Below are 13,898 nucleotides of genomic sequence, written 5' to 3'. Positions count from 1 at the left end.
ACCGGGCTCGATAACCTCACCGAATTCGAAGAAAAATTAGGTCTTCTTTAGTTTGGGAACGCTTACCACAATAAGGTCATACTGGGATGACAGGGCCTCTGACCTGCACTATCTTGGAATTCATGACTTCTGGGGAGACTCACATGACCAAATTCCACGCACTACTCCGAGACCAGATTCGCAACGAGTTCAACGCTTCGCATCAGTACATCGCGACAGCGGTTTACTTCGACAATGCGGATCTGCCACAGCTGGCAAAGCACTTCTACAAGCAGGCTGTGGAAGAGCGTAACCACGCCATGATGATCGTTCAGTATTTCCTCGATCGCGACATCAATGTCGAACTCACCGGCGTCGACGCCGCGAAGGCCGACTTCAAGGATGCCCGCGAGCCCATCGCTCTCGCGCTGACGCAGGAGAAGACGGTCACCGAGCAAATCGTCCAGCTCGCGAGCACTGCCCGCGAAGAAGGCGACTACCTCGGCGAGCAGTTCATGCAGTGGTTCCTCAAGGAGCAGGTCGAGGAAGTTGCAAGCATGACAACACTTCTCACCATCGCGGACCGCGCAGGCGCCAACCTGTTCGACCTCGAAGACTTCGTGTCCCGCGAGATGAGCACCGTCGGTGACACCACCGGTGCACCGAGCGCAGCCGGCGGAACCATCTAGCCTGCAGCACTCACGGATTTTGCCCTCGAGCCGAACGGTTCGCTTCCTGCCAGCAGGATCGAACTGATCAGCTCGGGGGCATCTGTCATCGGTACGTGCCCCAGGCCGGGCAGAACCATCAACTTTGCCTGCGGGAACGGCTTTTTCACGCGCTGCGCCTGATACACGGGCAGGATGAGATCGCGTCGACCCCACGCAACCGTCACCGGCACAGTGGGATCCACGATGGGCGGCAGCACGAAGTCCATCTCGAGACCGAGATCGACGAGTTCGTTCGACACGAGCGAACGGCAGTCGGCCAACGCCGCTGCATAACCGACATGACTCGGATGAGCGAAGAACGCGGCGAGCGCCGGATAGCGAATCAGCTTGTACCGCAATGCGCGTGGCAATCCGTCACCCATGAGCTTGGCCGTGCCGCGCAGTGCACGGAACGTGTTGATCGCTCGCACCTGATCGAGGTGATTGACAAAGAACCCGGCCGGCGAAAGAGCTGTCGCCGACGCGACATCTCCGCGCGCTGCCAGCGAGAGGGCAATCCAGCCGCCGAGGGAGTTTCCCGCGACGTGGGCACGCTCCCCCGCCGGCGTCACTTCCTTGACGAACTCACTGACATCGTCGATCAGCTGTCCCATGACGTCCGGACCGAGTTCGGGCAGCAGCGACTCTCCGTGACCCGGCAGGTCGACGGTGACGACGCGGCGGTACGGCGTCAGCTGGTCCAAAAGCGAATCCCACGCCTGCCGTCGATGGACGATGCCATGGACGAGCACAAGCGTGGGACCACTACCGGAGATGTCATGCGACAAGGTCATGTCACCAACATTAACCGTAACTTCGCGTAACGCCTATAGTTCGGGCGAAAAAATCAGCGCAGCGTGACCTGACGACCACGAAGTCCGTCGCGCGAGCGAAGCTCGGCCGAGGTCAGCGGAGCATCGACGGCCAGAGCCTCGGCAAGACGCTCACCGAGCTCGACGGTTGCCGCTACCCACTCGTTTGCATGCTTTTCGCGGTCGAGGTCGAAGACGGGAACCAACAGGCCGTGGGTGCGGAACGAGCCTGCGTAGCGCGAGCCCTCACCCAGATGCAGTCCACCGGTCGCGTGCACGCGCGCCAGCGCGAGCATCAGGTCGTCTTCGGTCTCGGGACGAACCCAACGCAGGTGCGCCTTCTCGCCGGCGTCGACCCACCACGCGGCAACGAGGCCGTCGCCATCGAGGCGTGCAGAGGGCATGATCGCCGAGTTGGCGTGCTGCACGGTGGCGGCAACCTCGGGATCGGTTTCGACGCCCTCGGGGATCCACCAGTTGAAGTTCTGGTGCACGGTGATGTCGAGCAGTGCCGAGGGATCGACGACAGCGGTGACTGCGGGGGTCTCGGAATCGGGGTTCGCGGCAGAAAGCGCGTCGCCGGGGGCCGCGTCCTTGATCCAGTTCACCGAAGCGGCGAGGTCTGCGCCGAGGTCGGCCGAGTGCGCCTGAACCTGGACACCGACAAATCCTGTGGCCGTCTCGCCCTCGTCGCGGACGAGTGCGGCAACAGCGCCGGGGAGGACCGTTGCCAACGTGACGGGACGGTCGGAGCCGATGACCGGCAACGGAGCCGTGGCGGACGGAACGAATTCGCGCAGCGCAACCAGATCGCACTCGGCGGCAAGGCCCTCGAACGGGCGGCTGACTACGCCGGCAGCGGCTTCACGCTCTGCTTGGCGTGCCGCCAGCTTCTCTGCGCGTGCGCTGCCCTGCTTCGGTCCACTGTTTCTTTTGCTCTTCTTGGCCACGAGGGCAAAATCTACACGCTGCCCAGCCATTGCTTCGTGCGCCCGGGATGGTTGGTGGCAACCCAACTGACCCCGAGCTCACGACACAGGTCCACATCCGCCTTGTCGTCGACGGTCCAGCAGTACGTCGCGCGACCCGCAGCAGCGGCCCGATCGACCAGATCGGGATGTTCGCGCAGAGCCTTGATCGACGGCCCGATCGCCGTAGCGCCCACAGCCGTCGACGCACCGCCGCCGAGGTACCGCGACGCGTCACCGAGCAGGACCGTCGGCAGCAGCGGTGCCGAACGACGCACTCGCCAGACCGCACTCGCCGAGAAAGACATGACCACTGCCCGCGAGTGATCGGCCGACGGCGGCGACGCGATCCCGAAGCGGTGCAGTTCCGCCAGGAGTTTGGCTTCGACCAATCCGCCGAACCTCACGGGGTGCTTGGTCTCGATGAACAGCTTCACCGGGCGCGCAAAATCCAGAGCGAGGGTGATGAGATCGGAGAGAGTCAGCAGTTCGGCCGGTTCGCTCGTCGACCCGTAGTCCAGAGCGGTCAGCGAATCGAGCGTCATCTCGCTGACGATCCCCGTCCCGCTGGAGGTGCGGTCGACCTTGCGGTCGTGAACGCAGACCAGGTGTCCGTCGCGGGTAAGCCGGACGTCGCATTCGAGCCCGTCCGCACCCTCCTCGAGGGCCAGTTCGTAGGCAGCGAGGGTGTGCTCCGGCCGCGCAGCCGACGCACCTCGGTGCGCAACGACGAGTGGACCTCGACGATCTGGGCTCACAGGGCAGCGGTCTCCTTCTCGTCCAGCACCGTCTTCTCTTCCAGCACCGTCTTCTCTTCCAGCACCGAGCGCGGCACTGGCACCCACCGGGTTTCCGATTCCGGTTCACCGCGCCAGCTCTTGCGCTCGATCCGGCGGATCACGACGAGTGTCAACGCCGCGGTGACGGCAGCGATCAGTGCGATGAAAGCGTTCAGCAGAACCCCGTCGGCCATTGCCTGAATCCCCGGGCGTGATCGCCAGTACGCGTTGACCACCAGCAGCAGAGCGCTGAATGCCCAGAAGCCCCACCAGATCTTGACCAACAGGGTTCCGCGCGGATCGCGGCGGACCAACTCGAAGAGATAAACGGCCGGCATCACCAGGTTGAGGATCGGCACAGCGCAGCCGACGACAACTTCCGACGCTGTGCGTGGATCGGATTCCCGGACACCTGCGAAGTGTTCACGACGCCGACGAAGCAGCCAGCACACAGCGGCGATTGCCGCGAAGACCGAGATCAGCAGTCCACCCAACTGAGTGAAGTACACGGCGGCGTCGGAGACCGTGAGCAGCGGCTGCGGGATCAGCCTGGTGCGGTTGCGGACCAGGATCGCGTATCTGCCCAGTTCGGCGAACACCGCCAGTCCGTAGAGGATCGTTGCGAGCGTCAGCAACGGCCCGACTCGGTCGGCCATCCGGTCCGCTCGCGAGGGCGGCACCGGTGAGGTGTCGACGACGTCCTGGAGTCCCCACTGCGGGACAGCGTCGTAGCGCGGAGTGGAGAAGCTACGACGCACTGGTGCGTCCCCCACGCCGCGGGGGTCGGACGGGGAGCGCGCGATCCAGCGGAAGCCACGGCGGTTGGGCGGTTGGTAGATCTCGGTGCGGGTGGGGATCAGCAGGACGCCGCTGCAGCGCGGGCACCACTGCGTCGGGCCGCCGACGACAGGCCAGCGTGCGGCGCACCGGGCGCAGACCTGAACGACACTCACAACTTCGATTCTGTCACGCCGTATCGGTAACGGCAGCAAATGGATTCACTCCCGATTTGTGATCGAACCTCCACCGCGTTCACCTGCATTGTTCGAATAATGTGACCTCCGCCACTTAAAAACTCGAGTTATCCACAGTTTCCACAGGTTCATCCACAGTTCTGGATGAATGAATCGGGCTTTATCCACAGGTCACGGGCAAGACCCTGAGAATTTGCTGACAGGTGTTAGCGAACGATGCACAGGCTCGAGGATGAATTTGACACCGCAGGTCAGTGAACTTTCGGGCGTCGACGTCATTTATCCCGGCAAAGTTCACAATCCATTCAGAAAATGCTCCCGAAAAGACAGAAAAGACCGGTATCCCCTTTTTATGAGAAGTCGGTTTTTGACACACCTGGAAGCATGACCGTCGATGACTTCTCCACAGCCCGAGCCAACTCTGACGTTCACCCCGAGACGGGTCACGCAGCTCGCGTTCGTGTTGATCGGATGTCAGCTCGTCATTCGCGTCTGGGTTGCCGCGAGCAATTACTTCTACTGGGACGACCTCATCCTGATGGGCCGTGGAGGACGCTTCCCACTCTTCTCGAGCGAACTCCTGCTCTACGACCACGACGGTCACTTCATGCCCGCGGCCTTCTTCTTCACCGGGTTGATCGCCCGTATCGCGCCGTACAACTGGGCGCTGTCGGCAACGCTGCTCGTCATCGGTCAGGCCGCCGCGTCGTTGGCGCTTCTGCGCACTCTTCGGTTGGTCCTCGGCCGGCGACCGGCACTGTTGATTCCGTTGATCCTGTATCTGTTCGTCCCGCTGACACTTCCGGCGTTCTCGTGGTGGGCAGCCGCGCTCAATGCATTGCCGCTCCAGATCGCGCTGGCCTGGGCATGCGGCGACGCGATCAAGCTGTACCGCACCGGGCAGGTGCGCTACGTGTTCTCGGGCACCGCGGTTTTTGTCGTCTCCTTGCTGTTCTTCGAGAAAGCAGTGCTCGTTCCGTTCGTGGCACTCGCTTTTCTGGTGCTGTACTTGCGCACACAAGGTGAAGGAACGCCGATACGAAGTGCGATCACGAAGTGCCGACTCCTGTGGACGGCCTGCGCCGCCGTGCTCGCGATCTGGATTCCGGTGTATCTGACAACTGTCGAATCTCCGATCACCGGATACGGCCGTTCGATGTCCACCGAACTGCTGCATCACGGAACGTCTTTGGGGATGCTTCCCACTCTTCTCGGCGGCCCCTGGCGCTGGGAGCGGTGGATCCCCAGCCCCGCCTGGGCCGATCCGCCGACGCTTTTGGTGGTCGCAGCCTGGGTCGCGCTGCTGACGACGGCCGTGATGACAGTGCGTGCCCGACGCGGCGCTGCCTGGATCTGGGCTGCCGCGGCGCTGTACTTCCTGGCCTCCGTGGTGGCGATGACCGCTACCCGATCCGACGCCGACACCACTTACGAGTTGGCGCAGACCTTGCGTTACTTCACGGATTCGGCGACGGTGTTCGCCCTCGCCGCCGCTCTTATTCTCGCTGCGCCTCGGCGACGTCCGGCCCGTTTGCCCATCGCAGTCGCCGCCGGCCTGTCAGTGCTCTTCGTGATCAGTTCGCTCGTCTCGACCGTCACGTTCGTCGACATCTGGCGCGAGAACCCGACCCGCGACTACCTCGCGAACGCGCGAATGTCGTTGTCACAGAATCAGGATGCTCCACTGCTCGAGCAACCCGTCGCGATCGAAGTGCTCCTTCCCGTCGCCTTTCCGAACAATTTGGCAAGCAACGTTCTCGCGCCGCTGCCTGATCGCCCCGAATTCTCTTCCAGCACTCCGATTGTGCGCACCATCGACGACAGCGGTCAGATCGTCGATGCCGAAGTGACCTGGACGAGAAGGATTCCCGAAGGAACGGCGCCGAACTGCGGCACCCGTGCCGAAGGCCCGACCGAGCTCCCCCTCGACGGCCCCTGGCCGGCTGGGAATGGACGGTTCAGCTCAATTACCTCGCCAGCGCCGACGGAACGATCGATGTTGCGTTGGAGTCCGGCGACGCAGTATCCGTACCCGTCACCCAAGGTTTGCACTCGGTGTTCGTGCGCCTGGTCGGCCACGGAAACAGTGTGAAGATCACGCCGACAACACCGGGACCGACCCTGTGTTTCGGCGCCGGACAAGTCGGTGCCGTCGTCCCGACCTCCGCAAAATAGTGGCAGAGTGGAAGTCATGGAGCTGCGTATATTCACCGAACCCCAGCAGGGCGCTACCTACGAACAACTACTGACTGTTGCCCAGACCGCCGAAAAACTTGGCTACGGCGCATTTTTCCGCTCGGACCACTATCTCGCCATGAATTCCGACGGCCTTCCCGGACCCACCGACGCATGGATCACGCTCGCCGGAATCGCCCGCGAAACATCCACCATCCGCCTCGGCACTCTGGTGACGTCGGCTACGTTCCGTCACGCCGGACCGCTGGCCATCTCGGTCGCACAGGTCGATCAGATGAGTGGTGGCCGCGTAGACCTCGGCATCGGTGCCGGCTGGTACGAGGAAGAGCACCAGGCGTACGGCATCCCGTTTCCGGCGCTCAAGGATCGCTTCGAATTGCTCGAGGAAACTCTCGACGTCGTGACCGGTCTGTGGCGTACGACGGTCGGCGACACGTTCGACTACGACGGTAAGCACGTGCAGATCAAGAACTCTCCCGCGCTTCCCAAACCGCACCAGGTCGACGGTCCGCCGATCCTGATCGGTGGCACGGGCAAGAAGAAGACTCCAGCGCTCGCCGCTCGGTTCGCAAACGAGTTCAACATCCCGTTCAAGTCCCTCGAGGAAACGAAGGACATCTTTGCGCGGGTTCGTCAGGCTTGCGTCGAGCACGAGCGCGATCCGAACGAATTGGTGTACTCCAACGCTCTCGTCCTGTGCTGCGGCCGCGACGAGGCGGAGATCAAGAAGCGCGCCGAGGCTATCGGACGCGACGTCGACGAGCTACGTGAGAACGGTCTGGCCGGAACACCTTCGGAGCTGGTCGACAAGATCGGCACTTTCGCCGACGCCGGTTCACAGCGCGTGTATCTGCAGACTCTCGATCTCGCCGATCTGGATCATCTCGAACTCGTCGCAAGCGAGGTCATGCCCCAACTGCAGTAAAGAATGGGCCGGGATCTACAGCGCGTTCGCGTCGAGGAACGCGCGTAGGTCTCGGTCCCACTGGGCCGAGCGGGAACGGTCGAGAAAGACGCGCACCAGCATGAAAGCGATGACCAGCAACGACATCACGCTGAACCAGGTGAAAACCCCGGTCACCACGGCTGCGACGTCGGCAGCGCTCTGAGTGATCGGAGCTACGGTCTTGTCGCCCTGATCATTGACGTAGATGGGGACCTCGGTGCCCGCGGGCGTCGCCGAGTCGACAGTGACATCACCCGTATGAACCTGGCCGTTCCAGTTCCACTGCGCGCTGGCCATTTCGGTGGTCGGCGCAATGTAATCGGCTGTCGAGGCGGTGGTCTGCGTCGAATCTGCTGTCGTCGTCGCCGAAATACTGTGTAATTCGGCGGATTGTTTGGCGATCAGTGCGTTCTGGCTCGAAGCAGTCGCAGCCCCTGCCCATACCGCGAGAGGCAGCAGAAGAATCGCGAAAATGATCAGACCGAAGGACATGAACCCTTCGATCCGATCACTGCGGCGAACCATCGGATCGTGGCCTACATGAATTGTGCGTCGGAGCAGCGACGCAGTTCCTCGCGTACTACCTGACATTGTGAGCTCAGTTCTCTCGACGACACACTCTTACATCGAGATTCCCTTTGTTTCGATCTAGTTGCAAGTGTTAACGAGCTGAATCACATGTGTCCTCCAACACCTGTCCAGTTATTCGCTCGGCGGAAGGATGTCCGTCTGCGCCGGAACCTGATCCTGACGGAGCAATCCGACCGGGCAACTGACGCCCGTGGCATGCACCGGGCAGTAACCGCCGGGATTCTTCGCCAGATACTGCTGGTGGTAATCCTCCGCGTAGAAGAAGTCGCGCAGCGGACCGATTTCGGTGGTGATCGCTCCATATCCGGCTTCGGCAAGCCGTTCACCGAAAGCGACGGCCGACGCATGAGCGATTTCTTCCTGCTCCGCGGACGTCGTGAAGATCGCCGAACGGTACTGCGAGCCCTGGTCGTTACCCTGACGCATCCCCTGCGTCGGATCGTGGTTCTCCCAGAAGTGCGCCAGGATCTGCTCGTAGGAGATCACTGCGGGATCGAAGACCACCAGCACGACTTCGGTGTGACCCGTACGTCCGGAGCACGTCTCTTCGTACGTCGGGTTGGGCGTGAAGCCGCCCGCATAACCCGCAGCGGTCGTGTACACGCCGGGAAGCTGCCAGAACTCCTTCTCGGCGCCCCAGAAACAACCCATCCCTACGACGACGGTCTGCAGTTCGGCCGGAAACGGCGGCGTCAACGGATGCCCGTTGACGTAGTGCGCGGTCGGAACCGGCATTTTCTGCTCTCGGCCCGGGAGTGCGTCCTCAGGCGCGATCAGCGTGGATTTTGCGGACGCTCGTCCCAGAATGTCGTCGTACCAGCTCATGCTTCGATGCTACGCGCGAGCGACTGTTTCGCCACGCCGTGATCGCGCGGGCGCCGGGCAGCTCCACCCACCGGTAGCCGATTTCTGCTACCGCGGCCGTGGCCAGAAGGAAGAGCGCAAACGCCAGCGTCGGTCCGACGTACAAAACAGTGTTCTCGACGACGCGGTACAGGATCAGGGTGTGCACGAGATAGATGACGTAACTACGCGTCGAGAGCCACTTCACGACCGGCCAGCGCGTCGGGACGCCGTCGTAGCGGCCGATGAGAACTACCGCTGCGGCGACTACCGAAATGGTCCACAGATAGTGCTCACCGGCCCAGTAGACGCGGAACTGGGTCGCCACGATGATGACGTGCATCTGGACGAGGACGGCCGCGATCAGCCAGCGGCCGGGAGCGAGCTTCGCCCACGCGAGGTACATGATCTGGCCGAGGAAGACGGCCGGCAGCGTCGCGGCGATCTTGGACAGCATCGGCACGGTGTACGGCAGCGGCGCGTAGACGTTGTAGAGCAGCACCAGCGAGCACAGCGCACCACCGGCGAGCGGCATGACGATCGGTCGCAGCCGCAGTATCGGGCGAGCCGCTACGCATGCGAGATAAAAGAGGAATTGGACGGTGAGTGTCCAGGTCACTCCCAGAACTGCCACCTCGGGCTTGAGAAAGAATCCGCCGAGAAAAAAGCTCATCAACGCTTCGGTATCGGAAATACCTTCCTGACCGCTGAACATTCCGTTGATTCCGAGGCGGACCAGAAGAATGGCAATCGCGGTCGCCACCCAGAATGCGGGCAGCAGTCGACTGAATCGGTTGGTCAAGAACTTTCCGGGGCCGTCGCGAATCGCGGATCGCGTCACCAGAGCGCCGGTAAGCATCATGAATACTGCGACGCCGACAAAAGAGAGGTGCTGGTTGAGTTCGGCAGGCTCGATCAAAACGCCGTAGACGACGTCGATCACCCACCAACCCGAGCCGAGATCGTCGATGACGTAGAAAGAGATGTGGGAGTAGATCACGGCGGCAACCGCCAGGGCTCGCAGCAGGTCAGCGCCCGGAAGATTCACCCGAGGCGCGGCCGCCTCTGGTGATTCCGGGAGGAAAACTGGTGCGGGCATCGCGCAAGTTTAAGGTTCCGTTCACCTTTACGACGAATTTGCGCATATTAGCTTACCCTTAGATCGGGGCAAGTTCGGTTTCCCAAACTTTATTCTTTGGTGATTACTACCTGAGCCGGACTGTTGCGGACGGTGTACGAATGTTATTGGGTGGAAACCCGAAGAATGATTTGCACATACGCGAGTGACGTCACGCCGTGACCGGTGATCGACGCACTCTAAAGCACCAGGGCTCACCAGCCCGCAAAGAAGGGACCCTCGTGTCTGTTTACACGCTGCCGGAACTCCCCTACGACTACGCAGCCCTCGAGCCGCACATCTCGGGCAAGATCATGGAGCTGCATCACGACAAGCACCACGCGGCTTACGTTGCCGGTGCCAACGCTGCACTCGAGAAGCTGGCCGAGGCTCGTGAGAACGACACCATCGCAGCGCAGGCCAACCTGCTCGAGAAGAACCTGGCGTTCCACCTCGGTGGCCACACCAACCACACCGTTTTCTGGAACAACCTCAGCGCTGACGGTGGCGACAAGCCCGAAGGTGAACTCGCCGCAGCGATCGACGACAACTTCGGTTCGTTCGATCTCTTCCGCGCTCACTTCTCCGCGAACGCCAACGCCATCCAGGGCTCCGGCTGGTCCATCCTCGCGTGGGACTCGATCGGACAGCGTCTGATCATCGTCCAGCTCTACGATCAGCAGGGCAACATCTCCATCGGCCTCACGCCGCTGCTGCTCCTCGACATGTGGGAGCACGCTTTCTACCTCGACTACCAGAACGTCAAGGGCGACTACGTCAAGGCATTCTGGAACATCGTCAACTGGAACGACGTTTCGGCTCGCTTCGACCGTGCACGTACCCAGACCGCAGGTCTGATCGTCTAGTCACGCTCTTCTTGCGAACGGCGGCGCCTCACCAGGGGCGCCGCCGTTCGTGTCAGCAGAGCACCACCGAGCAGGACCGTCGTGGCTCCGAAGACCAATGCCAGTGTGCGAGTTCCGGAGTCACCGCTGCTCGCGGTGGTCTGATTCACGGCCACCGGATCCGACAGCACCGAGGTCAGCTGAACCTGCTGCGGGGTGGTCATCGCGGGAATACCGGATTTTGCGCCGTCGAGGCCCGTGACCAGTGACTTGGCGATTCCTTGCAGCGTCGTGAATCCCTGGGTGATCTGATCGGTCACGTCACCGAGCATCTGCGGCGCCTGATCAGCGATGGGAATGAGGCCGTCGTTCAATTGTCCGGCAGCACTGCTCAGTTGATCGCTCGCGCCTTGCAGCTGCCCGACAGCGGTGCGGACTAGATCACCGAGCTCCGTATCGGGCCCGACCGAGCCACCCAACAGCGCCGGGACGGTGCCCAATTGCGCATTCAGCGCACCGAGATCCGAACTCACACCGGCCAGTTGCGCTGTCACGTCAGGCGGGATCGGAAGGCCGTTCAGCGCAGTCTGCAGCGTGTCGATTCGTGTCTTCAGTTCCGCGGTCGAGGAAGACGCCTCCCCCAGCGTCAGGCCCAGTGAGTCCGCGCGCGTGGCCAGCTCTTCCGCCGACCCCGACGCCTGATCGACAACACCGGACACCTGATCCGCGACGCTCATCAGCTCCAACGCCCCGGACCGTGCGGTCTCGAGGTACGGCAGCAGAGTGCCTGCGCCTGCTTTCACCTGATCGATGGACTTTCCGGCCTCGTTGGTTCCGGCGACCAGAATCTGTGCGGTGGTGAGGTTTTGATCGATCGAGCGTCTGGCGGCCGACGTCTGAGCCAGCAGGCCCTTGATGCCGTCCGCGCCGACCTGCGCCGACACGGCCCGAGTCAACTCGGCCGCCTTCTCCGAATCCGAGCCCTTCACCTCGAGGTCGACGCTCGCCTGCCGTGGATCCATGCCGAACATCGACGCGACGGTTTCGCTGAAGTCCTCCGGCACGGTCAACGTCGCGAAGTAGTTCCCGCCGGGGTTGTCGACCACCTGGAAGTCGAAGTCTTCGTTCTTGCCCAACGTGTCCACCAGCGTGTCGCCGGCCCGAAGTTCCTTGCCGTCGAGCGTGGTTCCCGCGTCGGCGTTCACGATCGCGACGGTGTTCGAGGTGTCGGCACCGCCCGCGAAGATCACGAACCCGATCCCCGCCACCGCAGCCGCGACGATCGCGGCCACACCACCGACTGCCAGCCGTCGACCGAGTCGTGACGGCCGGCGATGGGAGTTTTCTGTGGTGTTCTCGGCGCTCATGGGCGAGACGATAAAGCAACAACTTGTAGAAACACTGAGAGCCCTAGTCTGCGGGCGTGGCCGGCTTCTCAGACTCCTCGGGTTCCTCCTTCGGCATGTCCCGAGGCCCACTGATCAGGATGTCGGCCCAGCGCGTGGCTGGGTCGATGTCGAGCAGGACGGCCTTCACCAACAACGAGAGCGGGATCGCCAGCAGCGCTCCGAGCGCCCCGAGAACCCACGACCAGAAGACAAGTGAGAGGAACGTCATCGTCACCGACAGTCCGACGGCGTCGCCGACGAACTTGGGTTGGATGATGGACTGGATCACGAAGTTGATGACGGAGTAGACGACGATCACCCACAGCATCAGCCACGGCCCGCCCTGCAACAGTCCCAGGAGCGCCGGTGGAATCACGCCGATGACGAACCCGATGTTGGGGATGTAGTTGGTGATGAAGGACAGCAACGCCCACAGGACGGGCAGCTGAATGCCCATGAGCCACAGCGCGCCACCGTCGAGTACCGCCACGATGAGGCCGAAGACCGTCGAGACCACCAGGTATTTGCGAGTTCCGGCGGCAAAGGTGGAGAGCGCGTAGGAGATTTCGGGACGTTGCTCGGACAGCACATGCAACCGCGAGCGGATGCTCATGCCGTCGAAGGCCATGAACAGCAACAACGCGAGAATGAACACCAGATCCGACAGGATGCCGAGCAGGCCCTCCAGCCCGCTTTCGAGTACGCCCACAACCTTCGTGAGATCGACACTGCTGAGCGTGCTTTGGATCTGTTCGGTACTCACTCCGAAGTCGGCCAACTTGTCGCGGCCCTCGTTGAGGAGGTTGGTCATCTCCTCGGAGTACTGCGGCAGGATCGTCGCCAACTGAGCCGTCGACACGATCAACGACGCCGCCAACCCGAGCAGGATCAAGTACACGGTGACCAGTGAGCCGAGCATCCCGACCCACTTGGGCCACCCTCGGCGCTGTGACCAATCCTGAATGGGCTGAACGGCAATCGTCAGCACCAGGGCCAGGAATACCGGTCCGAGGATGCCGCCGAACACCTTCATTCCGCCGACGGCGACCACGGTGGCGGCAATACCGAGCAGGACGATCAAACCGCGCGGGATCGACCAGTTCTCGCTACCGGACAGCGTGGGGATCGGAGTGGGAGCCTCGACGGCCGGCTTTCCCTTCTTAGAGAACACCGGCTTCCTTTGCCCGGCTCCTGATCTGGAATGCTCCCACGATCATGAAGAGGCCGAACAGGATTGCGTACCAACCCAACAACCAGATGAGGCTGATGATGCCTTCGCCGGGCGCGATGAGAAGAATGATGCCGAAGATGACAGCAAGCACCGATGCGGCGAGCAACCATCCCCAACTGGATCCGGGCAGCGCCTTCATCTTGAAGGCGCCGACAATTCCGAAGATTCCGAACATGATGGCGTAGAAGGCAATTATGTACAGCAGCACCAGCGCAGTGATGCCCGGCCAGACCAGCGCGACGATGCCGGCTCCGACCGAGACGACGCCCGTGAACACCCACCAACCCCACGAGCTCAGATGCTCGCGGTCCCGGATGGCGCGAACTATCGTGATCAAACCGTCGGCGATGGAGTAGATACCGAACAGGAAAACCAAGGCCACCACGGTAATTCCCGGCCACACGAGCGCGATGATTCCGAAGATCACGCCGAAGATTCCGCGGATCAGGATCATCCACCAGATCTCTTTGCCGTACTGCACGAACGGATTCTGCGTGACCATCAGTAGCCTCCGAAACA

At 62.2% G+C, this 13,898-nt stretch carries 13 protein-coding genes and 1 pseudogene; 4 read left to right on the top strand and 10 right to left on the bottom strand.

The features are described from left to right. The first annotated feature begins 122 nt into the window (after nt 1-122). Nucleotides 123-668 carry a ferritin gene (locus EHW12_RS00830; RefSeq protein WP_030535839.1) on the top strand — a complete coding sequence of 182 codons (546 nt, stop codon included), beginning with the start codon at nt 123-125 and terminating at the stop codon, nt 666-668. Here the strand turns inward: EHW12_RS00830 and EHW12_RS00825 are convergent. From EHW12_RS00825 to EHW12_RS00810, 4 genes are read right to left on the bottom strand one after another with little or no spacing between them, the layout of a single operon-like run. Beyond that, entirely contained in the window at nt 665-1,483 is an 819-nt protein-coding gene (locus EHW12_RS00825; protein ID WP_003944129.1) for an alpha/beta fold hydrolase, read from the bottom strand. The two genes, EHW12_RS00830 and EHW12_RS00825, sit on opposite strands and share 4 nt — an antisense overlap. Before the next feature lie 53 nt (nt 1,484-1,536). After that, nucleotides 1,537-2,451, bottom strand: a complete 915-nt coding sequence (locus tag EHW12_RS00820; protein WP_125050174.1) for a DUF5926 family protein — start codon at nt 2,449-2,451, stop codon at nt 1,537-1,539. An 11-nt stretch (nt 2,452-2,462) separates the two neighbouring features. Further along, nucleotides 2,463-3,227 carry a glycerophosphodiester phosphodiesterase gene (locus EHW12_RS00815; protein WP_042920594.1) on the bottom strand — a complete coding sequence of 255 codons (765 nt, stop codon included), beginning with the start codon at nt 3,225-3,227 and terminating at the stop codon, nt 2,463-2,465. Continuing rightward, nucleotides 3,224-4,201: a DUF4328 domain-containing protein gene (locus EHW12_RS00810; RefSeq protein ID WP_125050173.1), complete on the bottom strand. Its 978-nt coding sequence runs from the start codon at nt 4,199-4,201 to the stop codon at nt 3,224-3,226. Before EHW12_RS00810 ends, EHW12_RS00815 begins: the two co-directional genes overlap by 4 nt. A 415-nt stretch (nt 4,202-4,616) precedes the next feature. On the opposite strand from EHW12_RS00810, the pseudogene EHW12_RS00805 reads away from it, so the two are divergent. Together EHW12_RS00805 and EHW12_RS00800 are read left to right on the top strand one after the other, a co-directional pair. Beyond that, a pseudogene (locus EHW12_RS00805) lies at nt 4,617-6,397 on the top strand (hypothetical protein). Between the two features lie 16 nt (nt 6,398-6,413). Then, on the top strand, nt 6,414-7,343 hold the full coding sequence (locus EHW12_RS00800; RefSeq protein ID WP_003944174.1) for an LLM class F420-dependent oxidoreductase: 930 nt from the start codon (nt 6,414-6,416) through the stop codon (nt 7,341-7,343). Between the two features lie 15 nt (nt 7,344-7,358). On the opposite strand, the gene EHW12_RS00795 is transcribed toward EHW12_RS00800, so the two are convergent. The 3 genes from EHW12_RS00795 to EHW12_RS00785 form a co-directional block, all read right to left on the bottom strand. Continuing rightward, a complete protein-coding gene (locus EHW12_RS00795; protein ID WP_003944143.1) occupies nt 7,359-7,889 on the bottom strand; it encodes a hypothetical protein in 531 nt (176 codons plus the stop codon). 177 nt (nt 7,890-8,066) lie between these two features. Beyond that, nucleotides 8,067-8,780 (bottom strand): peptide-methionine (S)-S-oxide reductase MsrA, encoded by a 714-nt coding sequence (gene msrA, locus EHW12_RS00790; protein WP_020905733.1) that lies wholly within the window; start codon nt 8,778-8,780, stop codon nt 8,067-8,069. Next, a complete protein-coding gene (locus EHW12_RS00785) occupies nt 8,719-9,897 on the bottom strand; it encodes an acyltransferase (RefSeq protein ID WP_047272742.1) in 1,179 nt (392 codons plus the stop codon). Before EHW12_RS00785 ends, msrA begins: the two co-directional genes overlap by 62 nt. A gap of 260 nt (nt 9,898-10,157) precedes the next feature. Between EHW12_RS00785 and EHW12_RS00780 the strand changes: the two genes are divergently transcribed. Further along, complete coding sequence (locus EHW12_RS00780) at nt 10,158-10,781, top strand: superoxide dismutase (protein WP_003944189.1); 624 nt, start codon at nt 10,158-10,160, stop codon at nt 10,779-10,781. Here EHW12_RS00780 and EHW12_RS00775 read toward each other — a convergent pair. The 3 genes from EHW12_RS00775 to EHW12_RS00765 are packed head-to-tail and all read right to left on the bottom strand — an operon-like array spanning nt 10,778 to nt 13,881. After that, nucleotides 10,778-12,127, bottom strand: a complete 1,350-nt coding sequence (locus EHW12_RS00775; RefSeq protein WP_058038068.1) for a hypothetical protein — start codon at nt 12,125-12,127, stop codon at nt 10,778-10,780. The genes EHW12_RS00780 and EHW12_RS00775 overlap by 4 nt on opposite strands. Nucleotides 12,128-12,170: 43 nt before the next feature. Continuing rightward, nucleotides 12,171-13,319 (bottom strand): AI-2E family transporter, encoded by a 1,149-nt coding sequence (locus EHW12_RS00770; RefSeq protein ID WP_042920602.1) that lies wholly within the window; start codon nt 13,317-13,319, stop codon nt 12,171-12,173. Continuing rightward, entirely contained in the window at nt 13,309-13,881 is a 573-nt protein-coding gene (locus tag EHW12_RS00765; protein WP_003944155.1) for an HdeD family acid-resistance protein, read from the bottom strand. The genes EHW12_RS00770 and EHW12_RS00765 overlap by 11 nt, the downstream gene beginning before the upstream one ends. Nucleotides 13,882-13,898: the final 17 nt, after the last annotated feature.

Source organism: Rhodococcus sp. NJ-530, from assembly GCF_003860625.1.
In the GTDB taxonomy this organism is placed as follows: domain Bacteria; phylum Actinomycetota; class Actinomycetes; order Mycobacteriales; family Mycobacteriaceae; genus Rhodococcus_F; species Rhodococcus_F qingshengii.
Note: the sequence above shows the minus strand (reverse complement) of the source record. Positions and strands in the feature narration are given on the sequence as shown.